Here is a 25,641-nt window from a genome sequence, read left to right on the forward strand (position 1 = left end):
GTAAATCAGGCTCGCCAAGGACTTTTAGAATCTAGGGTTACAAACATAGACCCGGGCACCCTAAGTGGCAAAATTGCTCTTTGTGTAAATGATTTGCTAGACCAGGTTGAGGCTCTCCAGCGTGAGATTTACACCTGTATTGATAGCGCAGAAACAGGCAGAACGCATAGAAATATCTTTACCGAGGGTTTTAGAGGGCTTTTTAAAATAAACGCTCAGGGCGTAAGTCGTGGCGTAGAAAGTGCGCACGAAAGCCAAAAAAGTAAAACTCGCATCATCCTAGCCGATGAGCTAGATAAAGCAAACAAAGGTTCTGATGGCATAGTAGATATCCAAAGCAATCTCTCAGGCGCAATCTCAAACCTAATCCAAATCAGCGATATGACAAAAGAAACCTCAAGCAAAGCAAACGAAAGTGGCGAGGCTATAAAAACTCTAAATAGCGAAATGCAGCAGTTTGAGATGCTAATTACAAACACAAATGATGCTATAAACAATCTAAATGAAAAAACATCCGAAATCTCATCAGTAGTAGATCTAATCCGTGATATCGCAGATCAAACAAACCTACTAGCCCTAAACGCTGCTATAGAAGCAGCCAGAGCCGGTGAGTACGGCAGGGGCTTTGCTGTGGTGGCTGATGAGGTTCGCAAACTAGCTGAAAACACACAAAAAGCAACAAATGAAATCGGCATAAATATCCAGTCTTTACAACAGCAAACAAACGACCTAACCTTAAACGCCGAGCGTATAAATGAAATCGCAAACCTTGCAAATAAAAGCGTAATAAACTTTGGCAATGCTATAAATACCTTTAACCAAAATGCTGCTCAAACTGCTCAAATCAGCCAGTATGTGGTAAATAAAACCCTAGGAATCATCGGCAAGCTAAACCAAGTAACCTATCTGCAAACCGCCCAACACAATGTTATCCACGAAATCGGCGACAACGAAGCCTTACAAAAGCAAGGCGAAATTTTAGCGCAGTGGTATAGTGATGTAGAAAAAATCTTTAAAGCTGCTAGGCTCTACGATAAGCTAATGCAAAACGCAAGCGAACTAAAAGCAAATGTAGAAAAAAACATCTCTAATAGCCAATATGGTTACAAAAAAGATGATATAGAAAAGTTCATTAGCACATTTAAAAAGGCAAATGAAGCAGGGAATAATATCTTTGCTATCATTGATGAGGCAGCTGAGAAAAGTAGTAAATAATTTCTAGGGAATTCTAGAATTCCCTAGAATTCCCTAGAATTCCCTAGAATTCCCTAGAATTCCCTACTATGTCATCCCCCAGCCCCTTTGGGGGATCTCTATAGAAAATTTTAGAATTTCTTTGTTTTTCTGTGGGTTAGGGGGTGTCTTTTTTTTAGAAATTTTAGAATTCCCTAAAATTCGTCATTGCGAGCGAAGCGAAGCAATCTCATTTATTAAGCATTGAACGAGATTGCTCCCTCTTTTTTCAAAGCTTCGCAATGACGGAATTTCAGCTGCAAAACCCAAAGGGCAGCGGAGTTTAAAATTCCCCAAAAATTCCCTAGAATTCCCCTAAAATTCGCCTAATCGCAAGACTAGCTAGCATAAGCCCCGTACTTGCAGTTACAGCCATGCAGCTGCCAAGATTCTTGCATCTAGGCTCTTCTATGCTATAAACGCAGGTAAAATCGCCACTAAAACCAGATTTTCTAAGCTCGTAGCGAAACTTCGCCCCAAAGGCATCGCCTTTTGTCTGCCAAATGCTATCATAGCGCAGCTTAGAAGGATCAATGCGTTTTGCGCTGCCAAGCGAGCAAAGCAGTTTATCGCTAGCGTTTTTGGCTAGCAAAATCTTTGCCTTTATATCATCAATGGCATCAATTATCACATCAAAATCATCAAGCCCCAGCGAGTTTATACTGCTTTCATCAATTCGCCCAATTGTGCCACGCACATTTGGCAGCTCTCGCTCAAAGACAGCTGCCTTTGGCTCATTTATATTTTCGCTGCGAAACTGACGGTTTTGATTTGTGATATCAAAGCTGTCGCTATCAATAGCCCTGATAGCTCCCACGCCAGAGCGAGCAAGCGCTTCAATAGCAGCACCACCCACGCCACCACAGCCGCATACTAGCACTTTTGCAGCTTGTAGTTTGCTAAAATCATCGCCAAAAAGCCAGCGAGAGCGAGTATATCTATCAGTCATTTTTATCCTTTTTGTTTTGGGAATTCTCTTAGCTTTTTTACGCTTAGGAATTCTAGAATTCCTTAAAATTCGTCATTGCGAGCGAAGCGAAGCAATCTCATTTATTAAGACTTATTAAGTTTTTGAGCGAGATTGCTTCGTCTCACTCACTCCTCGCAATGACGGAATTCCAGCAATGACGGAATTCCCACAATCCCATCCAATCAATCAGGCGGCCTATACCCACTTTCTTTTTTGCGCTGCTCCATCCTATACGCATCATTTAGCGCCTCTTCGCTATCGTATTTTGTCCCACCCAAAAACTTCTCATAGTCATCAAACTGCTTTGAGCGCACGCCCCAGATCAAAGCCCAAATCGCACAAAAAGCAAGAAAAATAGAAACCCCAAGCATCATCGCAATTGTAGAGTTCATGGCTGTCCTTTTAGTCTAAGTGAGTTTAGCACCACAAGTAGCGAGCTAAACGACATCGAAATAGCAGCAAATAGCGGGATAATAAACCCAGCCATAGCTAGCGGTATGCTAAGCGCATTATAAACAAGGCTTATGAATAGATTTTCTTTTATTACTTTGAAGGTTTTTTTTGCCTGGTGTAGCGCAAAGACAAGGTCCCCCAGCTCATCACGCAGCAGCACCACATCGCTAACCCCCACGCTCACACTTGCCCCTGAGCCCATAGCAATTCCTACATTTGCGCTTTTTAAAGCCAGGATATCATTTATCCCATCGCCTACCATTACGACATTTGCGCTTTTTTGTAGCTCTTTTATTAGCAGGGCTTTTTGCTCTGGATTTAGCTCACCGTGGCTTTCATCAATCCCTAGTTCTCTTGCTACCTTGCTAGCTACTATTTGCTTATCTCCACTTAGCATTAGCACCTTTAATCCCATTTTTTTTAGCTCTTTTATGCTAGCTTTTGCCCCTTCTCTTAGCTCATCATCTAGAAAAAAGCGTGCTACAAGTTTGTTATCATACATAAAATAATACTCGCTGCTGCCACTGGCATCATCAGCCGTGTTAGCACCAAGGCTTTCTACAAAAGCCCTTGACCCACCTGCGATTTTTACGCCTTTATAAGTCGCAGTGATGCCCTTACCAGCGATGTTTTGGATGTTTTCTAAAATTCCCTGGTTAAACGAACTTAAAGTGCAAGTTTTTTCCAAAATATAGCTCGCTACTGCCTTGCTAATAGGATGCGTGCTAGCACTTGCTAGGGCTAGTAAAGCCTCGTCATCAAAAGGCAAAAATCTTTGCCCCTTTAGCACCTTTAAATTAGCTTTGCTTAGAGTGCCGGTTTTGTCAAAAGCGATTATATCACACTTTGCTAGGGTTTCAAGCACTTTTGCGTCTTTAAAGACAATTGATCGTTTTGTAGAGGTTCCCATAGCCACCAAAGTAGCAATAGGCGTAGCAAGACTAAGCGCACAAGGACAAGCGATAACTAACACGCTAATAGCCACGCCAAAAGCATTTGCCCCACTCCACGCTGAGATATTTACCACACTCCAAAAAACAAAGCTAGCCACGCAAAGAGTCAAAATAGCCCAGCCAAAGTGGCTAGAGATTTTATTTGCTAGCTCTTCAATCTCTGCCCTAGCAAAGCTAGCGTTACTTAGAAGTTTTGAGAGTTTGTTTAAAAATGAGCCTTGAAAGCTACTTGTGGCTTTGTATATCACACTACCCTCAGCGCACAAAGCCCCACTAAGCAAAGCATCATCTTTGCTAATGCCCACAGGCACGCTCTCGCCGTTTATGCTAGAATTATCCACGCTAGCCTGCCCGCTAAGCACCACTCCATCTATCATAGCCCTCTCTCCAGAGCGTAAAAGCACAAAATCACCACTTTTTACCTCACTTACATCGCAGGGCTTAAACTCGCTAATACTAGGAATTCTAGAATTATTTTTTACGCTCATTACTTGTTCTACAAAAAGTGAGCTTATATTTTCTAGTTCTTGGGCGGCTTTTTGCGTGGCTTTGGTTTGTAAAAACTTGCCAGCAAATATAAAAGTTACAAGCATACAAGCTGAGTCAAAATACACCTGCTCTGAGCCACTTAGCATAGCATAAACTGAGTAGAAATACACGCTTAAAATTCCTAAGCTTACATTTACATCCATGCTGATTTGGCGTAGTTTTAGCGAGCTAAGAGCCGAGCGGTAAAACACGCTTGCTGTATAAAACACAGGCGGGCTTGCTAGCACAAACTCAGCAAAATGTAAGATTTTTTTTGCCCCAAGGCTAAGGCCCTCAAAATATCCGCTATATAGGGCAATTGCCACCCACATTATATTCATAGAACAAGCTAATGCTACGATAAGTCTAGCGTAATACTCACGGCTTAGAGAGTTTTTTGCGCCATTAACCTCGTTAAAGGGCTTTGGGTCATAGCCTATGGCAATGATGAGATTTAGAATATCTTCAAGGGCTGTTTTTCGCTCATCAAATAGCACTCTAGCCTTGCTGGTTGTGGCGCTTATGTTTAGCTCCAAAACGCCTTCTAAATTGCTTAGAGCCTTTTCATTTAGCCAGATGCAAGCTGGGCAGTGGATACCTGAAATTAGCACTTCAAGCTCGCAGATAAAAGGACTATTCTCATCACGGCGCAAAAGCTTTGAGAACATCGAGCTAGCGCTTTGCTTATCAAAGTGCTTTGAGCTAGGTTTTGCTAGGTTTTGCTCGCCTTTTTTAAGCTTGGAGTAAAACTCGCTAAAGCCCTGAGATTTTAAGTAGGCATAGACATTTTTACAGCCATTACAGCAAAACTCATCGCCGTTTGCGTCTATTACCGCCTCACCCTCAAAATGCCCAGCGCAGTGCTTACAAACAAACATTTATAGCCTTTTTATTTTGATTATAGCCAAAAATAAACAATTTTTATGTAGGAAATTTAGAATTCACTAAAATTCGTCATTGCAGAATTCCGTCATTGCGAGCGAAGCGAAGCAATCTTTAAGGAATTCTAAATTTATCCCTAGGAATTTTAGAATTCCCTGTCATCCCACGACTTGCCTTGTGTTATCCCCCAGCTTGACCCGAGGATCTCTATATGGAATTTTAGACGGAATTTTGAATGGAATTTTAGATGGAATTTTGAATGAGATTGCTCCCTCTGCTTTGCTCCCTCGCAATGACGGAATTCCTACAATGATGGAATTTTAGAAGATATAGCCTTACACTATGATTATAGCGAGATTGCTAATGATACAGTGCTAGAGTTTGCTAAAAGTTATTTTAAAGATAGGGCTTGCTATGGAGCGTCTAGCAAATGCGCTTGTAGATATCTACCCTAACTCACTAAGCATAAAAGAAGCCTTAGGGCTAATAGATAAGGGCTCATTAAGCGAGCATATTTTTGATATAAACTCAGCCCTTAATGGCGGGATAAACTTCCACACAAAAGCGCAAAAAGTGCTAAAATATGAAGTGGGCAAAACAAGGGTTATAGCTAGCTATAAAAGCTTTATCAAATATCTAGCAAGGGATAAAAATCATATCCTGGGCTTTGTAACACCACAAAATAAAAGCACGAACTTTGGCGAGCTAGACTATGAGTTTCTTTTGCTACTAGATGGCAAAAACACCAAAAACGACATAGTAAAAAAACTAATAGAAAAATGCCAAAAACAAGGCATAACCCTAAAAGAAGAAAAAGATGGCAAGATTGTCAGCTACAAAACAGTAGCCGAGCAGCAAGCGTATCTTAATAAAGCAGTAGATATCTTCGCTAAGGGCTTGGAAGATTATTTTATGTTTGAGGAATTCTAGAATTCCCTGCGTCATTGCAAGCGAGCAAAGCAACCGAAGCAATCTCGTTCAAAATTCCGTCTAAAATTCCGTCATCTAGGGGGAGAATTCTAAATTTTAGCGGGGTTTTAGGGGCGGCAGCCCCTAAGGGTTTAGGGCGTAGCCCTTATAAAATTTGCGAGCTAGGCTAGATTTATCTAGCCTAAAAGCGAGCAAAATTCTAGAATTCCTAAGGCAAATTCTAGAATTCCCACGCTAAAATCTAGAATTCCTAAGAATAAATTTAGAATTCCTAGAGATTGCTTCGCTTCGCTTGCAATGACGGCGATTTTGAACGAGATTGCTTCGGTCGCTTTGCTCCCTCGCAATGACAGAATTCTAGAATTCCTACTATTAGAGATCCCCCGATCAAGTCGGGGGATGGCACAAGGCTTGGGAATTCTAGAATTCTTAAATGATATAAACGCAAAAAGCCCATAGAAATTTTAGATTTTATTCTAGGGAATTCTAGTTTTTGTCTTAGGAATTCTAGTTTATCTGCTCTAAGATTTTGACTGTATCTGCGATAGTATACCCAGCAGTGGAGTCTTGGCGGATAAAATCATCCATAAAGGCTTTTTTGGCTATTGCCATATCAAGTTCTTTATCCGAGCCCTTTTGATACGCGCCTATGCGGATTAGCACTTCATTTTCTTTTAGCATTGAGTAGTAGCGTTTAAACTTTCTAGCATTTGCTCTGTGCTCTGGTGTGGTTACATCGCCCATTACACGGCTTGCTGAGTTTAGGATATTTATAGGCGGATAAATGCCATAGTCAGTAAGCGAGCGGTCAAGCACGATATGCCCGTCCAAAATCGAGCGACTTTGATCAGCGATAGGATCACTCATGTCATCGCCCTCTACAAGCACGGTAAAAAAGGCTGTAATTGAGCCCTGACCTTCTTCTTTGCCAGCCCTTTCCATGAGCTGCGGCAGCAAGGTTAGCGAGCTAGGCGGATAGCCTTTGCTAGTCGGTGGCTCACCAAGGGCTAGGCCTATCTCACGCTGAGCCATAGCAAAGCGAGTTACGCTATCCATGATAAATAGCACATCGTGGCCTTTGTTTTTAAAGTACTCAGCCACGCTCATCGCACAAAAGGCTCCGTATTTTCGCATAAGCGAGCTATCATCGCTAGTAGCTACCACCATAACAGTGCCCAAAAGGTCTCCGCCAAGGTTTTTTTGTATAAACTCAGGCACCTCACGCCCACGCTCGCCGATAAGCGCAACTACCTTAATCGGTGCTACGCAGTGCTTTACGATCATACCCATTAGAGTGCTTTTTCCCACGCCTGAGCCTGCAAAAATGCCTAGTTTTTGCCCCTTACCGCAGGTCAAAAGCCCATCAATTGCCTTAACTCCCACGCTAAAAGGCTCATCAATTAGCCCACGCTTCATCGCATCAATGGGCGCTTTCATAATAGGCACACGCTCAGTAGAAAAAATCGGCCCTTTGCCGTCCTTTGGTCGCATAAAGGGATCTACCACTCGCCCCAAAAGTCCCTCACCAACTGGTATACTCATACCAATATCACTAGCATAAACTCTCTCACCTATCTTAAAGCCCTCTACAAAGCCAAAGGGCGAGACAGAAGCACCGCCCTCATAAATCTGCGTAACCATACCAAGCTGACCAGCACCAGAGCCTTCAATCTGGACTATATCGCCAATTCCAGCATCTAGGGCTGAGACCTCTAGCATATTTGCGCTGATTTTAGTAATAACGCCAAAAGAGCCACTAAGGTTTATTTTGGCTGAGTTTAGCTTGTTTTTAAGGAGTTCTAGCGACATTTTATTACCTATTTTTGCCTAAAAAATCATCTTTGGTTCATTTTCTTTGTATATATAAAGAACTTTTATTGTGTCATTTTCTATTTTAAAAACTATAATGTAGCCTTTAAATATCAAATCTCTTATGCTTTCATCATTTGCTAGCGTGCTTTTGCGGCAGCGTTTAGGCATAAAATCAAGAGAGCTAATTTTATCAATAATGTCATTTTTGAATTTTTCAGCCCTCTCAAGGCTATCTAGCGCAATAAAGCTCTCTATATCGTTTAAAGCTTTGATAAATCTATCATCAAACTCAAATTTCATTGCCCACTAGCTTTTTTTTGATATTTTTTGCGAAGTTCCTCAATGTGCTTGTCCTGTAAAGACTTAAATTCTTCAAAAGTATAAGTCTTAGCCTCACCTCGCTCGTGACTTTCTAAAATTTCAGCTAATTTTTGCTTATGGAATTCTAGATTTTGGTTCATTTTCTAGCCTTTATCTTATTTTAATTAGATCAAAAAACTCTTTTCTTGTTCGCTCATCTTTTATAAATCTGCCACGCAGGGCTGAGGTGCTTGTAATAGAGTTTATTTTTTGAACTCCACGCATTTCCATGCACATGTGGCGTGCTTCTATCATCACGCCCACGCCTTTTGGTGCAAGGCAGTCTTGTAAGGCACTTGCGATTTGTTCTGTCATTTGCTCTTGGATTTGAAGGCGGCGAGCGAAAATATTTACCATGCGTGGGATTTTAGATAGCCCCACGACCTTGCCATTTGGTATGTAGGCCACATGCGCTTTGCCGATTATCGGCAGCAAATGATGCTCACAAAGGCTGTAAAACTCAATGTCTTTAATAAGCACCATTTCACTTGCCGAGCTTGTAAATAAAGCAGAGCCTAGCACTTCTTTTGGATCTTCTTTATAGCCACTTGTTAAAAAATCAAAGGCCTTTGAAACTCTTTTTGGTGTATCAAGCAAGCCCTCACGCTCAGGGTCTTCGCCAAGCAAAGAAAGGAATTCTCTAACTAAATTTTCTTTTTTATCCATGTTAAAACCTTATAAAATTTTTAGCATTTTACAATAATTTGCTTTGTTTATGTTAAAATAAAGCAAAATTTTGCTAAGATTTTGGCAATTTTTATTTCTAAAAAAAGGTAAAAGCATGCAAGTAAACGCAAAAAATGTAAACAAAGCAAACGCAAAGGTAAGCGCAACAATCAGTGCTGATGTGCTTGAAGCAAAAGTAAATCAGCTAGCCAAAGAAGCAGCAAAAACAGCAAATATCGCAGGTTTTCGCAAGGGTCATGTCCCAGCTTCTTTGATGCTACAAAAATACCGCAAAGAAATAGAAGGTGATGCCAAAAACAGAGTGCTAGGCGATATAGTAGGTGATGGTTTAAAAGAACTTGGCAAAAGCCTAAATGATACTATTGGCGAGCCGCTTGTTACTAAATTTGATGAGAAAGACGGCAATATTGATGTAGAAATTACAATTTCTTTTCGCCCAGAAGTAGATATAAAAGGCTATGAGAGCTTGCTTCCAGCTTATGAGGCACCAAAAGTAGAACAAAAAGAAATCGATGAGCGCATTGATAATATGCTAAAAATGTTTGGTAGTTTAGAGAAATCAAGCAAAAAAGAACTAGGCAAAGGCGATTTTGCTAAGTTTGACTTTGAGGGCTTTGTAGATGGCAAGGCTTTTGAGGGTGGCAAGGCTGAAAACTACATCCTAGAAATCGGCTCAGGTCAGTTTATCCCAGGCTTTGAAGATGGTATGATAGGACTAAAAGTGGGTGAAGAGCGTGATGTAAAAGTAACATTTCCGGCTGAGTATGGCGCAACTCACCTGGCAGGCAAAGACGCTGTATTTAAAGTAAAACTACACGAAATAGGGGAGCAAAAAAAGGCTGAGCTAAACGAAGAAACGCTTAAAAAAATCATGCCAAACGAGCAAAACCCAAGTAAAGAAATGCTAGAAGCTAGCATAAAAGATCAAATCCGCACTAGCAAGTTTATAACTCTGCTGAATGGAGAGATAAAAGATAAATTTGCCCAGGCTTTGACAAAGAAATTTAACTTTGATTTGCCAGAAAATATCGTAGATCAAGAAATGAATGTTCGTTTCCGCAACGACTGGTATAGCTTTAGCGATGATGAGCGTAAAAAATATCAAGAAGATAAAAAAGCCCTTGAAGCTAAACTTGAGAGCTACAAAGAAGAGGCTAGCAATAGCGTTAAGCTAACTTTCATCATCGATGAGCTAGCAAAGGTAAATAAAATCGAAGTAAGCGACCAAGAGCTAATCCAAACTATATATATGGAAGCATACCGCAGTGGCAGAAATCCAAAAGAGCATATGGAATACTACAAAAAGAACGGCATGCTACCAGCTGTAAAAATGGCTATAGTTGAAGAAAAGCTATTTTTACACCTTTTCCCACTACCAGAAGATGAGCAAATAGAAAAAGCTAAAAAAGCTAGCAGCGTTAAAAAAGCAGCTGAGTCAAAGGCTACAAAAGCAGAACCAAAGGCAGCCGAGAAAAAACCAGCTGCTAAAAAAGCTGCTAGCACAGAAAACGCAGAAGAAAAGCCAAAACGCGGTAGAAAGAAAAAAGAGGAAGAATAATGAGCTACCTAGTCCCTACCGTAATCGAACGCACCAGCAAGGGCGAGAGAGCTTATGATATTTACTCGCGTTTGCTTAAAGACCGCATTATCATGCTAAGTGGCGAAATAGACGATCAGGTCTCAAGCGCAGTTGTAGCACAAATGCTGTTTTTAGAAGCAGAAGATCCAGATAGAGATATTTATTTATACATAAATAGCCCAGGCGGCGTGGTTACTAGCGGACTTAGCATTTATGATACGATGAACTACATTAAGCCTGATATCTGTACCATTTGTATAGGTCAGGCTGCTAGTATGGGAGCGTTTTTGCTAAGCTGTGGGGCAAAGGGCAAACGCTACGCCCTACCAAACGCTCGTATCATGATACACCAGCCATTAGGTGGAGCAAGAGGACAAGCTACTGATATAGAAATCCAAGCAAAAGAAATATTGCGCCTAAAAGAAGTGCTAAATGGAGTTCTAGCTCAAAACACAGGACAAAAGCTAGCAAAAATCGTAAAAGATACTGATAGAGACTTTTTCATGAGTGCTGCTGAGGCTTGTGAATACGGCATTATAGATAGTGTATTAGAAAGATCAGTAGATAAATCAATCTAGAATTCCTAGGAATTCTAGATTTTAAATTTAGGAATTCTAGGTTAGGAATTCTAGTTTAAGGAATTCTAGTTCAAGGAATTCTAGTTTAAGAAATTCTAGTTTAAGAAATTCTAGAATTCCTAGCAATAAAATAAAAAAATAAAGGACGCTTATGGCAGATGCAAAAAAGCCCGCAACAATTGTTTTACAAAGTGACAAAAAATCACTTGACATCGCAATAGCTGCAGCAGACGGGCAAATAGCGCCCGCAAAACCAAAACCAGCAAAAACCGAAGACAAACCAAAAGTAGATGCTTCACTGCTAAATGCTTTGAATAAATTCTCAACAAATGTGCTAAGTCATATGCTAAGCGATCAAGTCTTTGCTACGCCTGATAATTTTGAGGTGTATTTTGCCAAGCTACTTGAGGGCGAAGATAGTGAGTTAAAAAGCTTTATTACTAGTCTTAGCAGCAATGATCTTAAAAAAACAAGCGCACATACTCGTATACAAATGGAAACCGAGATTCGCCATGGCTTTGTGCAGATCAAAAATATACTTCAAGTAATCAGCCTAGTGTATAAAAATCTCATTATCATGGAAGGCATAGTAAAAAAGCGCCTAGATGAGAGTAAACGCAACTCAAACGCCTTTGAAATTCAAGATTGCATAAAGGCATTTAGCGATGATCTTAAAAAACTTGATGCTCTCATGAGCCGCCACATAAATGCTATAAAAGCAAACTACGATGAGGTTGGCAAGGTCTTTAAAAACATTAGCGCTCAAAGTGTATATGATCCACAATACGCTGTATTTAACAAACTTTATTTTATAGAAGTTCTACGCTCAAACTTAGCCTATGTGAAAAAATACGGATATAGCGAGACCTTGATGTTTGTCAAAGTAGATCCAAAAGTGCTAGCTAAGATTGATTCTATGAATGACAAGCGTGGAATTTTGCGCAATATCGCTCAAACACTATTTAACATCTCTCGCCGCTCAGATGTGGTGGCTCACTATGATAATGGTTGTTTTTGCGTGCTTATGCAACACACTGATATAGAAGGTGCAAAGCTAGCCTGTGATCGTATCCGCAAGCTAATCAGCCAAGCGAAGTTTTTTATAAGCGAAAGTGAGCTAAAGCTTGATTTACAAATGGTTCTAACCCCACTAAATGCCAAACTAAGCGCAGAAGAGATTATCTCAAATGCTCTTGATGGACTTGAAAGGGCAAGTGGCAAAAACTACGAAATAGTAGAGAGCAAATAATGATCCGCAAGATAATTACTTACCCAAATCCAAATCTTTTTAAAAAGAGTCTACCAGTAGAAAGCTTTGATGACGAGCTTGCTACCTTGCTTGATGATATGTATGATACTATGATTGCTAGCAATGGTATAGGCATTTCAGCGGTTCAAATAGACGAGTTAAAGCGAGTTTTTTTGGTGCTTATCCCAAGAGAGCTTGACGAGCTTGATGAAGACGGCGATCCAAAAACAGTTCAGCTAAAAGAAGATTTAATAGAAATCATAAATCCAAGATTTATAAGTAAAACTGGCGAGCAGACTTATAAAGAAGGCTGTCTTAGTGTGCCAGGGTATTATGAAGAGGTTAAAAGAGCCGAGTTTATAGAACTAGAATTCTTTGATAGATACGGCAAAAAGCAGACCTTAAAAGCAGATGGGCTAAAAGCTGTGTGTATACAGCACGAATACGATCATCTTGATGGGCATTTGTTTATAGAAAAAATCGGCTACACAAAGCGCAAAAAGTTTGATAAAGAGTTTAAAGAAGCCCTTAAAAAAGGCAAGGCAATTCTATAATGAAATCGCTCAAAACCGCAAGCCTGAGCGACACACTCCATATAATAAGCATTGAAGCGTCTTTAAGCCGTGCTTTGCCAGCTATTGACATCGTTGGCTTAGCAGGTGCTAGCATAAAAGAAAGCTCCACTAGGGTAAAATCAGCCCTAAATTTACTCTCAAACAGCCTTGAAGAAGCCAAACTCCCCCCACTTCGCATAAACATAAACCTTAGCCCAAGTGGCGTAAGAAAAGACGGGTCGCATTTTGACCTTGGCATTGCCCTGCTTATAATGCTACAAAAGCGTCATTTTAACGAGGATTTTTTTGTCTTTGGCGAGCTAGGATTAGACGGAGCGGTAAAATCAAGCGCAGAGCTTTTTTCAATCTTGCTATTTTTAAGCACGCAAGTTAATAGCGCAAAAATTCTTTTACCAAAAGACATAGCCTTAAAAGCAGCTATGATACCAAACTTTGAAGTTTATGCGATTTCTAGCCTTGAAGAGGCGTTTTATTTTTTCACAAATGATGAGTTTGCAAGCTCTAAAAAAGTGCAAGCCTCTCATCCACTTTTTGAAAACACCATAAAAATCGGCGATAAAATCTTTGTGCCAAATTTAGAATTCCCTATGGATTTTAAAGACATCTACGGACAAGATAGAGCAAAAAGAGCCTGTGTGATCTCTGCAACTGGATTTCACAATATCATCTTTGAGGGCTCGCCAGGCTGCGGAAAGAGCATGAGCGCAAAAAGGTTGCGCTACATCCTGCCGCCACAGAGCAAAGAAGAGGTGCTAAAAGCCTGCGCCTATGAGAGTTTAAATGCTACTGAGGCTGATTTTAGCGCGCTTAGACCATTTCGCTCGCCTCATCACACTAGCACACGCTCAAGCATTTTTGGCGGCGGCAGCTCAGTGGCAAAAATCGGCGAAGTAGCCCTAGCAAATGGTGGAATTCTCTTTTTTGACGAGCTACCGCACTTTGGATCTAACATTTTAGAGAGCTTGCGAGAACCACTACAAGATAACCGCATAAATATCTCAAGAGTAAACTCAAAAATCAGCTATGATACGAAGTTTTTGTTTGTTGGAGCGATGAATCCTTGCCCTTGTGGCAATGCGCTAAATACCGAGCTAGTATGTACTTGCAGCCCAAAAGATATAAAACGCTATAAAGCTAGCATTTCAGGGGCTTTAATGGATAGAATTGATTTGTATGTGCTAATGAGTTCGCAGATTGATAAAACTAATGCTGGGCTTGATAGTGGGGCGATGAGCGAGCTTGTCATGCGTGGGTTTAGGGCACAAATAAGCCGTGGGCAAAGCGAGCTAAACGGCAAGTTAGATGAAGCTGATATAGCAAAATACTGTATTTGTGATAAAGCGGCTCTTGATGTGATACAAAGAGCTGCAAGCACCTATAATCTAAGCCAAAGAGCGATAAACAAAACGCTAAAAGTAGCACGAACTATCGCCGATATTGCACAAAATGAAATCATAGCAAAAGAACACGCCTTAGAAGCACTTGGATATAGATTTAGAGCGTAAAGGGGGATAATATGAAAAAAGTCTTTACAAGCACAGGGGAGCTTGATAAAAGAGCAGTGAGCCTAGGACTTAGCGAGTTAGTACTTCAAGAAAACGCCAGCGCAGCTGTGGCAAAGGTGGTAAAAGAACGCTACAAAGGGGCTTTGGTGCTTGGCTTTTGTGGTGGGGGAAATAACGGCGCAGACGCACTAGCTGCTCTTCGCAGGTTGTGTGGAGAGTATGAGTGCGTGGCTGTGCTAGTAAGCGATAAGCTAAATAATAACGCCACAACTCAGCTAAAAATAGCAAAAAGCGCAGGATTGAAGGTCATAAAAGCAAATGAGATTGATGAGAATACAGCAGGCTGGATAAGCGAGGCTCTAAAGGGTTCAGTTTGCGTGATTGATGGTATTTTTGGCGCAGGATTTAAAGGTGAGTTAAGCACAAAAATCACAACTCTCATCGCCTCTTTAAACGAAGCAATATCAGCAAATCCACTCGTGCTGGCTCTCAGCGTGGATATGCCAAGTGGGCTTGATATAGCAGGAATTCCCTCTCCACTTGCATTTCGTGCAAACACTACTATCACGATGGGAGCAGCTAAACTAGGGCTTTTTAACGACCTTGCTAAGGACTATGTAGGTGAGTTAATCTGCGCTGATTTAGGGCTTTGTGAGGGACTTTATACTAGCGGTGTTTCTAGCGATTTTTTACTTGAGATGAGTGATATGCGCTTGCCAAGTCGCAATACACAAAATGTAAATAAAGGCGACTTTGGACATGCTTTTGTGGCTTGTGGCGATATGAGTGGGGCTGCTAGGCTCTGTGCTCTCTCAGCTTTAAACATGGGTGCTGGCAGAGTAAGCATAGTAGCCAAAAAAAAGCTAAAAGACCTTGAGCCTGAGATTATGCTAAAACGGAATTTTAGCGGTGCTAGTGCTGTGGCTATCGGCATGGGGCTAGGGGGCGAATTATATGATATAGACGAAATTTTGGCTTTGCCTTGTGTGGTGGATGCTGATATGTTTTATCATCCTAGCGTGCTTAGTTTTTGTGCAAAAGCAGGTGCTGTGCTAACGCCTCATCCAAAGGAATTTGCTAGCTTATTAGCTTTTGCTGGCTTTGGTGAGTTTAGCGTAAACGAAGTAGTGCTAAATAGATTTGCCCTAGCTCGTGCTTTTAGCCAAAAATTCCCAGCAACCTTAGTGCTAAAAGGCGCAAATACAATTATCGCAAACGCTAGCAAACTATACATAAACTGCCTTGGCAGCGCAAAACTAGCAAAAGGTGGCAGCGGCGATGTGCTAAGCGGTATGATTTTAGCACTTTTAGCACAAGGATACGATCCTTTGCTTGCTAGTATAACAGCTACTCTTGCACAAGCAAAAATCGCAGCAAACTACAGTGGCAGCGCATTTAGCTACACTCCAAAAGATATGATAAAAGGAATAAAATGTCTGTAAAAAAAATCGCAATTTTATTTTCTGGCTCAGGTTCAAATATGGAAGCCATCATCCGCAAAGTCCATGGCAAAAAAGCAGGCAAAAACCGCATAGAAGTAGCCTTGCTCATTTGTAATAAAAAAGACGCCTACGGCATAGAGAGGGCTAAAAATCTTGGCTTTGAGACTACGATAATAGAGCATAGCAAATACGCTAGCAGAGATGGTTTTGATAGTGAGCTTGTAAGAGCGATAAAAGCTGCAAATATTGATCTAGTCGTTTTAGCTGGCTTTATGCGTGTGCTTGGGGCGAACTTTTGCGATAATGTAAAGGCTATAAACTTACATCCTAGCATTTTGCCACTTTTTAAAGGTGCGCATGCGATAAAAGAAAGTTTTGAAAGCGATATGCAAGTTGGAGGCATCACGGTTCACTGGGTCAGCAGCGAGCTAGATGGTGGTAAAATCATCGCCCAAAAGACCTTTGCTAGAAAAAACCGCACATTTAAGCAGTGGGAAGAAAAAATCCACAAACTAGAACACAAACTGCTGCCAAAGACTATAATTTCTTTGCTAAAAGACTAAGGAATTCTAGAATTCCTTATAGAATTCTAAAATTCTAGGGAATTCTAGAATTTTAGAATTTAAAAAGACTAAGGAATTTTAGAATTTAAAAAGACTAAGGAATTCTAGAATTTAAAAAGACTAAGAAATTCTAGAATTTAAAAAGACCAAGAAATTCTAGGGAATTCTAGAATTCTAGAATTTAAAAAGACCAAGAAATTCTAGATTAGGAATTCTAGAATTCTAGAATTCTAAAAGGACAAAATGAAGTTAATAGAGCATTTTTTAAGCATTCAAGGCGAGGGAGCGTATGCTGGCAGACTTGCGATTTTTGTGCGTTTTGGGGGCTGTAACCTGCGCTGCGCTGGATTTGGAGTGCGCCTAAAAGCTCCAAATGCCAAAGAACTAATCGGCTGCGATACCATAAAAGCGGCGCAGTGCGAGAATTTTGATTTTAAAGATACTAATTTTAGCGAGCTAAAAAACATTATAAAAAGCCATAACGCCCCAAATGCTATAATCGTGCTAAGCGGTGGCGAGCCACTTTTGCATCAAAAAAACCCTGATTTTAAAGACTTTTTGCGCTTTTTATTGGAGCAAAATAGGCAAGTTCACTTTGAGAGCAATGGCACGATTGAGCCTGATTTTAAGGCTTTGCCAGAGCTAAAAAACTGCTATTTTGCCCTTAGTGTAAAGCTAGAAAATAGTGGCGAGAGCAAAGAAAAGCGCATAAATGCTAGGGCTTTAAAAAGTATTTTTGCTAATAGCAAAGGGGCTTTTTATAAATTTGTGCTAAGTGGCGCAGATGATGAAATAAGAGAGATTAAAGAGATTTTGGCTATCCAAAATGGGGGTGTGTGGCTAATGCCTTTGGGGGCTAGCAAAAACGAGCTTGAAATCACAGCGCCAAAGGTGGCGGGGCTTGCTATAAAACATGGCTTTAATTATAGCGACCGTATTCATATAAGGCTGTGGGATAATAAAGAGGGCGTGTAATCGGCTGGTGGGGCTCGCTGACGCCTTTGACAGAAACTTCGTTTTGACTGCCGCGCGCCTTGATGAATTCATTATTCTATCTTCGGCGTGCGGCAGCCAAATTCGCCTAGCGTGCCGCACCTTTTTTCTAACTGCCGCTACCGCGAAGCCCAAAGGACAGCGCGAGTTTAGAATTCCCTAGGAATTCTAAAATTCACTAAATTAGAATTCCTTAAACTAAAATTCCCTAAACTTGAATTCCTGCATTGTGTCATCCCCCAGCTTGACCCGAGGATCTCTGCTCTAGGAATTCTAAAATTCCCTGTGATGAGATCCCCCGATCAAGTCGGGGGATGACAGCTGTTTAAAATTCCCAAAGAGAATTCCCTAAACTAGAATTCCTAAAATAAAAATACCCCCTAACCCCCAACCAGCGGATGCGAAGCAAAAGGCCTAGGAATTCTAGAATTCCCTAGCTAAAAAAGCATCTTTTATGCTATAATCGCAGAAAAAAGAGTTTTTATGAAAATTGGACGACTTTATAGTTTTGAGGCGGCGCATGTGGTGAGGGACTGCGCTTCAAAGCGTTGTAAATACAGCATTCACGGACACAGCTACACAGCTGAGATAGTACTTAGCGCAAAGGGACTTGATAAGGCTGGGATGATATATGATTTTGGGCTTATGAAGCGTGAGATTGGCTCTATTATTGACTGCTTTGATCACAGCACGATTTTATTTACTGGCGACGATGATAGCTATAAAAATATGATAAAAACGCACTCTGCTCGCTGGATAGAACTACCTTTTAATACCAGTGCTGAGCAGATCGCTAGGGTGCTTTTTGCGCTTATTAGTAAGGCTTTGTCGCTAACTACTATGCAAAATGGCGAAAATGGCGTGTTTTTGGAGTATGTCAAGCTAAATGAAACGGCTAAGGGCTGGGCTTGTTTTGAAAAAGCTGATTTTGAGAGCTTGGGCGTGGATATCGCTAGTATCACCTGCTCGCAGGCTGTAAGTAGCGAGAGCGCAGATATAATCTCTCGCCTAAGCAAAAACGAAAAATTCATAAATCCAAAGGAGCTTTGATGAAAAAGGCTTTAAATGCTGTTTTTGCTGTGATTTGCGGCTGTTTTTTTCTAGCTTGTAGTAGCCAAAAAGAAGAAATTATAGAGCAAAACAGCAGCGAAGAAGAACAAATCCCAATAGCAAAAATCGATGCAAATATCACCTTGCCAAGTGGCTGCGAAGATGGAGCATCAAACTGCTTTGACGAGCTAAACCCACCTTTGCCAGTAAGTCCAAAACAAGGCGCCACAAAACAAGGCGCAAAATGAACGAAACTATCAGCTTTAATCTAGAATTCCATAGTCTTTGTGTGATAGGGCTTGGAGTGATGATGATGGCGCATTTACTTTTGGTTTATGCAGGCGATACTAGCAAGTTTGCTTATCTAAAACGCCTAATGCTCTTTTTGCCAGCGTATTATGGGATGCTTGCGTTTATTATTTTTTCTGGGATTTTAGCCCTTGCTTTTAATCACTTTGCGCTTAGCCTTAGCGTAATAGCGATGATAATAGCATCTATTTTGCTAATAATTAGTGGCGCAAAAGGCTTTAAGGCTTTAAAAAAAGTGCGAGTTTTTAAAGATTTTAGCGCATTTAAGCTTTTTATGAGTAAAAAAATCATATTTGAACTTGTGCTTTTGGTGGCAGTTTGGCTACTGGCTAAGGGCTTTTGATGAGGTTTTTATACTGCGCAGAGGCTGGGGATGAGACTATAGAACTTAGCGGTGATAGCTTTGCTCATTTAAAAGCGCAAAGAAAACGCGGGGGAGAGATTCTAAGGCTTCAAAATCTGCGTGAAAATATTGCGTATTTTTATGAAATTAGCGAAATAAAAAGAAATAGCGCAAGGCTAGTTTTTGCTAAAAGCGAGAAGCTTTTGGCGCAAAACTTTTGGCTAAAAATCGGCTGGGCTGTATGCGAAAGTGCTGTAATAGAAAAGAGCTTGCCCTTTTTAAACGAACTTGGTGTGGGCGAGCTTTTGCTTTTTTATGCTGATTTTAGCCAAAAAAACATTAAGCTCGATTTTGCTAGATTTGAGCGAATTTTAGCTAGCAGCTGTGAGCAATGCGGTAGAAATCTGGCTATGAGCGTGAGAGTTTGCGAGCTTAGTGAGATTGAAAATGCGGTGCTTTTAGACTTTGGCGGAGATGATTTTAGCACTTTGGGCGGTGATGAAATTTTGTTAATTGGTGCTGAGGGTGGCTGGAGCGATGCTGAGAGAGCGAAGTTTAAGCGTAAAATTGGGCTAAAATCTAGCTGTGTTTTAAGGGCGCAAACCGCGATTATCTCAGCTGCAGCAAAGATTTTAGCGTAGGGAATTGTAAAATTTGGCTGGCTCAGCTTGCGGGCGCTTTTAGCGAATTCTTTCTTGGGCAGCCCAGCTGCTCTGGCGAAACTTCTGCGGTAGTTTTCTACGCAAGCCGTCTTTTGGTTTTGATTATACTGGCGGCTTGCTTGAAATTCTACCACAGAATTTCGCCAGCAACTACCGTGGACACAGCCCCACGGCTAGCCCAGCGCAAGAATTCGCAAAACGAAGTTTCTGTGAAAAATCGCCTCGCAATCTTGGAGCCTAGTTTTTACAGCTGCTGTCGCGAGAACTAAAATTCTAAAATTTTCTAGTGTTTAGGGAATTTTAGATTTAAATTAAGGATAAAAATGCAAATTGATATAGTGCTTTTATTTGGTGTTGTTGCTTCTATTGTGGGCTCGATGTTTATTGCGCTACTATGTTCGCTGCCTGGTTTTGTGCTTGATTTTTTTACTGAGCTTGGAGGTAAAAAGCATTATATATTCTTGGCTCTCTCGCTTGTGGCTGCTTGTTATATGGCAAGTACTACCAAAGATAGTGGCTCTTATTTTATCCTAGATATTTTCTTAAATCTACTTGTTATTTACTTCGGGCTGTTTTTGCTAAAAGCACTAAAAAACATGGGCTCACGCCTTGGTTTTTGTAAAGCTTGTGATAAATTTAAAGATAAAGTTAGAAAAAAAGTAAGAAGGCAAAATTATGAAGAAAATCAATATAATTGATAGTTTTGGGCTGTTTTTTAGACTGTATTATGCTATGATGGGCCTTCGCTCAGCTGCTGGCAAGCCAAGTGGCATGGTAAGCGGTCTTGCTACTTTTATAGAAAAGATGAATAGAGATTTTCCTTGCGATTATGCTATATTTGCTTTTGAGGGTGGTGGAGCTACCTTTCGGCATGAGATTTATCCAGCTTACAAAGCTACTAGAAAAGAAGCCCCAGCCGAGCTAAAAGAACAAATCCCAGTTTGTAAAGAAATGATAGAGCGCATGGGCTTTGCTAGCTTTGCTAAGGCTGGATATGAGGCTGATGATGTAATAGCAAGTCTGGTTAAAAAATACAGCGGCGAGTATGAAATAGACATACTTAGTAGTGATAAAGACCTTTTTGCGCTAATTAGCGATAGCGTAAAAATTGTAGATAGTAAAAATAAAATCTGGTATGACAAAGAAGGCTGTTTTCAAAAATACGGCGTCTATCCGCACCAAATCCGCGACTACCTAGCAATACTAGGCGATACTAGCGACAATGTCCCTGGTATAAAAGGGCTTGGCGAGCGTGGGGCAAGGGCGATTTTAGAGCAGTTTGGCAGCCTTGAAAATGCTATTGCAAACACTGAGCAAATCGCGAACACAAGAGCCAAAAATCAGCTTATCGCAGGCGCTGCTGAGAGCGAACTAAGCAAAAAGCTAATTACGCTTTATGCTGATATAGAAGGCTTGCCTGAGATTGAAAACTGCTTGTTGCCAAAAGAGCCTTTCATCAAAGTTGTGGATATTTTAAAAGAATATTCGTTAAATAGAATTCTTACAAAACTGCCAAAAACAGAGCAAAAAGAGCTATTTGATGAGCCTAATTTTTTAAGTTCTAGTGATGAGAAAATTGCGCAAAAAGCAAAAGATAAAGAGCTTTTTAGCAAGGCGGCTTTAAGCTTTGAGAGCGTGCTGGTTTTGGATGAAAATGAGCTAGATACGCTCACGCAAAATCTAAGCGAAAATTGCGTAGTAGCGCTAGATACTGAAACCACTGGGCTTGATGTGAAAACTGCCAGAATTGTAGGCTTTAGCTTTTGCGTGCTAGCAAGCGAGCAAAGGGCTTATTATGTGCCTTTGGCTCATAATTATCTTGGCGCGCCAGCACAAGTTAGTCAAAATGCGGCAAAAAGGGCTTTGGAGCGAATTTATAAAGCGCAGGTTGTGGGACATAATCTAAAATATGATTTTGAGATTTTGCGAAATAATTTTGGGTTGGAACTGCCTAAAAACTACGCTGATACGATGATTTTAGCGTGGCTTCAAAATCCAGAGCAAAAATGCGCAATGGACGAGCTTGCTAGCAGGCTTTTTGCTTATGAAACTATAAAGTTTGAAAGTCTTGTAAATGTAAAAAAAGGGCAGGTTTTTGGCGATATTGAAGTAGAACTTGCTAGCAAATATGCTAGCGAGGATGCTTTTATTACCTTGGAGTTTTATAAATACTTTAAGCAGACTTTAAGCAAGGAGCTTTGGGAAGTGGCAAAAAATCTAGAATTCCCTTTCATAGCTACTTTAATAAGCCTAGAGAAAAGCGGTATAAAGGCTGATTACAACGCACTTAATGCGCTAAATGAAAAAATCAGCGCAAGGCTAAAAGAACTTGAAGCGCAAATTTATAAAATCGCAGGGCAAAGCTTTAATATAAACTCGCCAAAACAGCTAGGCGCAGTGCTTTTTGAACATTTAGGACTAAAAGCTGCTAAAAAGACAAAAAGTGGTTATAGCACCGATGAGAGCGTGCTTAGCGGCTTAGAGCATCCTATCGCTGCTCCACTTTTAGAATTCCGTGAGCTCGCTAAATTAAAAGGCACTTATACTGAGCCTTTCATGCGCCTTAGTAGCTCTGGGGAGCGTGTTTATACGCATTTTTTACACACTGGCACAGCTACTGGAAGGCTTAGCTCTCACAGCCCAAATCTACAAAACATCCCCGCTCGCGGCAGTCTAGCTCGTGATGTGCGAAACTGCTTTGTAGCTGAGAATCAAAACATGCTTATTTCGCTTGATTACTCGCAAATCGAGCTTAGACTGCTAGCGCATTTTAGCACTGATCCTGCGCTTATAGCGGCTTTTAAGGCTGATGAGGACATACACGCACGAACGGCTATTTCTATCTTTGGCGACTCTGAGCCCTCTCACAGAGCCGTGGCAAAGAGCATAAACTTTGGGCTTATTTATGGTATGGGAAGCTCTCGCTTGGCTTCTAATCTTGGCATTAGCACCAAAGAAGCAAAAGAATACATTGAGAGATATTTTGCTTCTTTTAGCACGATAAAATCCTATTTATCTAGCATCAAAACTCACGCAAGAGAGCATGGGCGCATTTTTACCTTGCTTGGCAGGCAGAGGGTTTTTGATTTTAGCTTGGCAGGGCCAAGAGAGCAAGCACTTTATGAAAGAGAGGCTGTAAATAGCGTATTTCAGGGCTCGGCTGCTGATATAATTAAACTAGCGATGAATGCTATTTATCCGCTTTTGGATGAAAATCACAAGATGATTTTACAGATCCACGATGAGCTGATTTTTGAAGTCTCTGGTGGTGAGGCTGAGATTTTTGCTAAAAAAGTCGCAAATATAATGGAAAATGTGGTTAGCCTAAATGTGCCGCTAAAAGTAAATTACGCTATAGCCAAAAGCTGGGGCGAGCTAAAATAGCTTTATGCTGGGGAATTCTAGATTTTTCTGGGGGTCAGGGGGTGTCTTTTGGGGAATTTTAGAATTCCGTCATTGCGAGGGAGCAAAGCGACCGAAGCTAGGAATTCCCTGCGTCATCCACTGGCTTGACCCGAGGATCTCATCACAAAAAATTTAGAATTCCCTAAACTAGAATTCCTCCAAAAACGCAGATAAAGCAAGAGAATTTTAGATTTTAGCAGGGTTTTAGGGGCGGCAGCCCTAAGGATTTAGGGCGTAGCCCTTATAAAATTTGCGGGGCTAGGGGCTTGCCCCACTAAAGCGAGCAAAAATCTAGAATTCCAATCTAGAATTCCAATCTAGAATTCCAATCTAGAATTCCAATCTAGAATTCCAATCTAGAATTCCAATCTAGAATTCCAATCTAGAATTCCAATCTAGAATTCTTTAATCTAGAATTCTTTAATCTAGAATTCTTTAATCTAGAATTCTTTAATCTAGAATTCTTAATCTAGAATTCTTAATCTAGAATTCTTAATCTAGAATTCTTAATCTAGAATTCTTAATCTAGAATTCTTAATCTAGAATTCCCCGCCGCCCAAAAAACTTCCTTTTTAAAAAGAACAAAATTCAAAAATTTTATATTTATTCTAGCATTTGTATTGCTTTTTTGTTTATTTTGTTATATAATACGCGCTCTTTGTCTTTGAAGCAAGCTGCTGGCGTATCCACACAAACGCTGTTTTTAAGGAGCCTCTGCGATAAAAAAGCCAAAGAAGTTGCCTAAAAGCAACACGATATTTAACCAAAAGGACAAACATGGAAAGAATTAGGCTAAAGCTTAAAGCCTACGACCACCGCGTTTTGGACCGCACAGTAAGTGCTATCGTAGATGCAGTTCGCCGCACAGGCGCAGATATCCGCGGTCCTATCCCAATGCCTACAAAGATTAAACGCTACACAGTGTTAAAATCTCCACATGTAAATAAAGATTCTCGTGAGCAATTTGAGATGAGAATTCACGCTCGTATGCTAGATATCGTAGCAGCTACGCCTGATACAGTTGATAGCCTAACAAAGCTTGACTTAGCTCCAGAAGTTAATGTCGAAGTTCGCGCTATGGGCAAGTAAGGTGGTGAAATATGGAATATATTGTAGAAAAAATCGGTATGAGTAGGACAGTTAGCGCTCCAAGCGTGCCTGTAACACTACTAAAACTTATCCCAGCAAAAGTATGTGCTCTTGGCAGTGATGGCAAAGCTATCGTAGCTTACGCTCACACAAAAGCAGCAAATAAAGCAATAGCTGGACAACAAGCAAAATACGGTCTAAGCAAAGAATTCAACAGCTTTGCAACTCTAAGTGTAGCAAACACTGAGGCCGGCGGCGATGTAGATGTAAGCGCACTAAAAGAGGCTAAGCTTCTAAAAGTAAGCTTTAATACCAAAGGTAGAGGCTTTCAAGGTGTTATGAAACGCCACGGCTTCTCAGGTGGTCCAAAAAGCCACGGTTCACGCTTTCACAGACGCCCAGGTTCTATTGGTAACTGCGAATGGCCAGGACGCGTTCAACCAGGTATGAAAATGGCAGGACACTATGGTAATGAAAAAACTACCGTTAAAAACGAAATAATTAGCTTTGATGAGGCTAATGGTGTATTAGTTTTAAAAGGCTCTGTGCCTGGATTTAACGGTGCAATGGGTCGCATAAAGGTGGTAAAATGAGTAAAGTTACTATTTTAAACGATAAATTTCAAAATAGCGGTGAGATGGATTTGCCAGCAAGCTTTGCTGAGGTAAACTCTCACAACCTATATTTGTATGTAAAAAGCTATCTAGCAGGAATTCGCTCAAATACAGCGCATACAAAATCACGCCACTTTGTAAGCGGCGGTGGTAAAAAACCATGGCGTCAAAAAGGTCGTGGCGGCGCAAGAGCAGGTTCAACTAGAACTCCTGTTTGGGTTGGCGGTGCTGTGGCATTTGGTCCAAAGAGTGATAGAAACTACACTCAAAAAGTTAATAAAAAACAAAAACGCCTAGCTCTAGAATTCGCTCTAAACGAAAAAGCAGCAAATGGCAAATTGTTTGCGCTTGAGAGCCTACAAATCACAAGCGGCAAGACAAAAGACGCAGCAGCAGTGCTAAAAAACACAAATGTCCGTGATGCGCTAATCGTGCTAAAAGAACTAAATGCAAGCACTTTGCTAGCTTTTAGAAATCTTAAAAACTGCTATGTAGTAGATGCTAGCGAAGTAAATGCGTATCTTGTAGCTGTTTATGGCTCAGTAATCGCAGAAAAAGCAGCACTAGAAACAATTATCAGCAAAGAGGGTTAAGATGGCAGATATAACAGATATCAAAAGCATAGTTTATACTGAAAAAACTTTGGGCTTGCAAGAAAATGGTGTAGTAGTTATCCAAACTAGCCCAAGAGTAAGCAAAAACAGCCTAAAAGAGATGCTTAAAGAATACTTTGGAATTACTCCACTTAAAGTAAATTCTCTAAGAACTCACGCTAAGGTTAAAAGATTTAGAGGTAGAGCTGGCGTTCGTGATGCGCTTAAAAAATTCTATGTAACTCTACCTGAGGGCGTTAGCCTAGACAAACAGGAGGCATAAG

At 40.7% G+C, this 25,641-nt stretch carries 27 protein-coding genes and 1 pseudogene; 20 read left to right on the top strand and 8 right to left on the bottom strand.

Translation table 11 applies throughout. The annotated features are described in order from the left end of the window. Window positions 1-462 precede the first annotated feature (462 nt). Window positions 463-1,215, top strand: a complete 753-nt coding sequence (locus PTQ34_RS08885; RefSeq protein ID WP_404814923.1) for a methyl-accepting chemotaxis protein — start codon at window positions 463-465, stop codon at window positions 1,213-1,215. Between the two features lie 322 nt (window positions 1,216-1,537). Here PTQ34_RS08885 and PTQ34_RS07870 read toward each other — a convergent pair whose 3' ends face one another. From PTQ34_RS07870 to PTQ34_RS07880, 3 genes are all read right to left on the bottom strand, one after another. Continuing rightward, complete coding sequence (locus PTQ34_RS07870) at window positions 1,538-2,182, bottom strand: ThiF family adenylyltransferase (protein WP_273933043.1); 645 nt, start codon at window positions 2,180-2,182, stop codon at window positions 1,538-1,540. A gap of 203 nt (window positions 2,183-2,385) precedes the next feature. Then, window positions 2,386-2,595 (bottom strand): cbb3-type cytochrome oxidase assembly protein CcoS, encoded by a 210-nt coding sequence (gene ccoS / locus PTQ34_RS07875; protein ID WP_273931080.1) that lies wholly within the window; start codon window positions 2,593-2,595, stop codon window positions 2,386-2,388. Next, the gene (locus tag PTQ34_RS07880; protein ID WP_273933044.1) at window positions 2,592-5,015 is read right to left on the bottom strand and encodes a heavy metal translocating P-type ATPase; all 2,424 of its coding nucleotides are present in this window, start codon (window positions 5,013-5,015) and stop codon (window positions 2,592-2,594) included. The genes ccoS and PTQ34_RS07880 overlap by 4 nt, the downstream gene beginning before the upstream one ends. A 385-nt stretch (window positions 5,016-5,400) precedes the next feature. Between PTQ34_RS07880 and PTQ34_RS07885 the strand changes: the two genes are divergently transcribed. Continuing rightward, window positions 5,401-5,949: a hypothetical protein gene (locus tag PTQ34_RS07885; RefSeq protein ID WP_273933045.1), complete on the top strand. Its 549-nt coding sequence runs from the start codon at window positions 5,401-5,403 to the stop codon at window positions 5,947-5,949. 507 nt (window positions 5,950-6,456) lie between these two features. On the opposite strand, the gene fliI is transcribed toward PTQ34_RS07885, so the two are convergent. The 4 genes from fliI to folE are packed head-to-tail and all read right to left on the bottom strand — an operon-like array spanning window position 6,457 to window position 8,787. Continuing rightward, window positions 6,457-7,758: a flagellar protein export ATPase FliI gene (fliI, locus tag PTQ34_RS07890; protein ID WP_273933046.1), complete on the bottom strand. Its 1,302-nt coding sequence runs from the start codon at window positions 7,756-7,758 to the stop codon at window positions 6,457-6,459. 18 nt (window positions 7,759-7,776) lie between these two features. Continuing rightward, a complete protein-coding gene (locus PTQ34_RS07895; protein ID WP_273933047.1) occupies window positions 7,777-8,061 on the bottom strand; it encodes a type II toxin-antitoxin system RelE/ParE family toxin in 285 nt (94 codons plus the stop codon). Next, window positions 8,058-8,222, bottom strand: coding sequence for a hypothetical protein (locus tag PTQ34_RS07900; RefSeq protein ID WP_273933048.1), 165 nt, complete (start codon window positions 8,220-8,222; stop codon window positions 8,058-8,060). Before PTQ34_RS07900 ends, PTQ34_RS07895 begins: the two co-directional genes overlap by 4 nt. Before the next feature lie 10 nt (window positions 8,223-8,232). After that, window positions 8,233-8,787 carry a GTP cyclohydrolase I FolE gene (gene folE, locus PTQ34_RS07905; RefSeq protein WP_273933049.1) on the bottom strand — a complete coding sequence of 185 codons (555 nt, stop codon included), beginning with the start codon at window positions 8,785-8,787 and terminating at the stop codon, window positions 8,233-8,235. Between the two features lie 115 nt (window positions 8,788-8,902). On the opposite strand from folE, the pseudogene tig reads away from it, so the two are divergent. The 14 genes and pseudogenes from tig to polA all read left to right on the top strand — a co-directional run. After that, a pseudogene (gene tig, locus PTQ34_RS07910) lies at window positions 8,903-10,177 on the top strand (trigger factor); the annotation flags it as partial. Between the two features lie 188 nt (window positions 10,178-10,365). Further along, entirely contained in the window at window positions 10,366-10,965 is a 600-nt protein-coding gene (gene clpP, locus PTQ34_RS07915) for an ATP-dependent Clp endopeptidase proteolytic subunit ClpP (protein ID WP_273933051.1), read from the top strand. Between the two features lie 151 nt (window positions 10,966-11,116). Then, the gene (locus PTQ34_RS07920; RefSeq protein ID WP_273933052.1) at window positions 11,117-12,214 is read left to right on the top strand and encodes a GGDEF domain-containing protein; all 1,098 of its coding nucleotides are present in this window, start codon (window positions 11,117-11,119) and stop codon (window positions 12,212-12,214) included. Next, on the top strand, window positions 12,214-12,768 hold the full coding sequence (gene def, locus PTQ34_RS07925) for a peptide deformylase (RefSeq protein ID WP_273933053.1): 555 nt from the start codon (window positions 12,214-12,216) through the stop codon (window positions 12,766-12,768). Before PTQ34_RS07920 ends, def begins: the two co-directional genes overlap by 1 nt. Then, window positions 12,768-14,294, top strand: a complete 1,527-nt coding sequence (locus PTQ34_RS07930; protein ID WP_273933054.1) for a YifB family Mg chelatase-like AAA ATPase — start codon at window positions 12,768-12,770, stop codon at window positions 14,292-14,294. Before def ends, PTQ34_RS07930 begins: the two co-directional genes overlap by 1 nt. Before the next feature lie 11 nt (window positions 14,295-14,305). Continuing rightward, window positions 14,306-15,736, top strand: coding sequence for an NAD(P)H-hydrate dehydratase (locus tag PTQ34_RS07935; RefSeq protein WP_273933055.1), 1,431 nt, complete (start codon window positions 14,306-14,308; stop codon window positions 15,734-15,736). Further along, window positions 15,727-16,299, top strand: coding sequence for a phosphoribosylglycinamide formyltransferase (purN, locus tag PTQ34_RS07940; protein WP_273933056.1), 573 nt, complete (start codon window positions 15,727-15,729; stop codon window positions 16,297-16,299). The genes PTQ34_RS07935 and purN overlap by 10 nt, the downstream gene beginning before the upstream one ends. A gap of 243 nt (window positions 16,300-16,542) precedes the next feature. After that, window positions 16,543-17,274 carry a 7-carboxy-7-deazaguanine synthase QueE gene (locus tag PTQ34_RS07945; protein WP_273933057.1) on the top strand — a complete coding sequence of 244 codons (732 nt, stop codon included), beginning with the start codon at window positions 16,543-16,545 and terminating at the stop codon, window positions 17,272-17,274. A gap of 501 nt (window positions 17,275-17,775) precedes the next feature. After that, entirely contained in the window at window positions 17,776-18,342 is a 567-nt protein-coding gene (locus PTQ34_RS07950; RefSeq protein WP_273933058.1) for a 6-pyruvoyl trahydropterin synthase family protein, read from the top strand. Next, window positions 18,342-18,590, top strand: a complete 249-nt coding sequence (locus PTQ34_RS07955; RefSeq protein WP_273933059.1) for a hypothetical protein — start codon at window positions 18,342-18,344, stop codon at window positions 18,588-18,590. The genes PTQ34_RS07950 and PTQ34_RS07955 overlap by 1 nt, the downstream gene beginning before the upstream one ends. Then, on the top strand, window positions 18,587-18,994 hold the full coding sequence (locus PTQ34_RS07960) for a hypothetical protein (protein ID WP_273933060.1): 408 nt from the start codon (window positions 18,587-18,589) through the stop codon (window positions 18,992-18,994). Before PTQ34_RS07955 ends, PTQ34_RS07960 begins: the two co-directional genes overlap by 4 nt. Next, window positions 18,994-19,635 (top strand): RsmE family RNA methyltransferase, encoded by a 642-nt coding sequence (locus tag PTQ34_RS07965; RefSeq protein ID WP_273933061.1) that lies wholly within the window; start codon window positions 18,994-18,996, stop codon window positions 19,633-19,635. The genes PTQ34_RS07960 and PTQ34_RS07965 overlap by 1 nt, the downstream gene beginning before the upstream one ends. Before the next feature lie 344 nt (window positions 19,636-19,979). Beyond that, the gene (locus tag PTQ34_RS07970) at window positions 19,980-20,354 is read left to right on the top strand and encodes a hypothetical protein (RefSeq protein ID WP_273933062.1); all 375 of its coding nucleotides are present in this window, start codon (window positions 19,980-19,982) and stop codon (window positions 20,352-20,354) included. Then, a complete protein-coding gene (polA, locus tag PTQ34_RS07975; RefSeq protein ID WP_273933063.1) occupies window positions 20,332-23,040 on the top strand; it encodes a DNA polymerase I in 2,709 nt (902 codons plus the stop codon). Before PTQ34_RS07970 ends, polA begins: the two co-directional genes overlap by 23 nt. A gap of 624 nt (window positions 23,041-23,664) precedes the next feature. Here polA and PTQ34_RS07980 read toward each other — a convergent pair. Next, on the bottom strand, window positions 23,665-23,793 hold the full coding sequence (locus tag PTQ34_RS07980; protein ID WP_273933064.1) for a hypothetical protein: 129 nt from the start codon (window positions 23,791-23,793) through the stop codon (window positions 23,665-23,667). A 45-nt stretch (window positions 23,794-23,838) separates the two neighbouring features. Between PTQ34_RS07980 and rpsJ the strand changes: the two genes are divergently transcribed. The 4 genes from rpsJ to PTQ34_RS08000 are packed head-to-tail and all read left to right on the top strand — an operon-like array spanning window position 23,839 to window position 25,640. Further along, window positions 23,839-24,150 (top strand): 30S ribosomal protein S10, encoded by a 312-nt coding sequence (rpsJ, locus tag PTQ34_RS07985; RefSeq protein ID WP_273933065.1) that lies wholly within the window; start codon window positions 23,839-23,841, stop codon window positions 24,148-24,150. An 11-nt stretch (window positions 24,151-24,161) separates the two neighbouring features. After that, entirely contained in the window at window positions 24,162-24,743 is a 582-nt protein-coding gene (gene rplC / locus PTQ34_RS07990; RefSeq protein WP_273931103.1) for a 50S ribosomal protein L3, read from the top strand. Further along, window positions 24,740-25,357, top strand: a complete 618-nt coding sequence (rplD, locus tag PTQ34_RS07995; RefSeq protein WP_273933066.1) for a 50S ribosomal protein L4 — start codon at window positions 24,740-24,742, stop codon at window positions 25,355-25,357. Before rplC ends, rplD begins: the two co-directional genes overlap by 4 nt. A 1-nt stretch (window position 25,358) precedes the next feature. Further along, complete coding sequence (locus PTQ34_RS08000; RefSeq protein WP_273931105.1) at window positions 25,359-25,640, top strand: 50S ribosomal protein L23; 282 nt, start codon at window positions 25,359-25,361, stop codon at window positions 25,638-25,640. The last annotated feature ends 1 nt before the right edge of the window (window position 25,641 follow it).

It is taken from the genome of Campylobacter magnus (assembly GCF_028649595.1).
GTDB classification, from domain to species: Bacteria; Campylobacterota; Campylobacteria; order Campylobacterales; family Campylobacteraceae; genus Campylobacter; species Campylobacter magnus.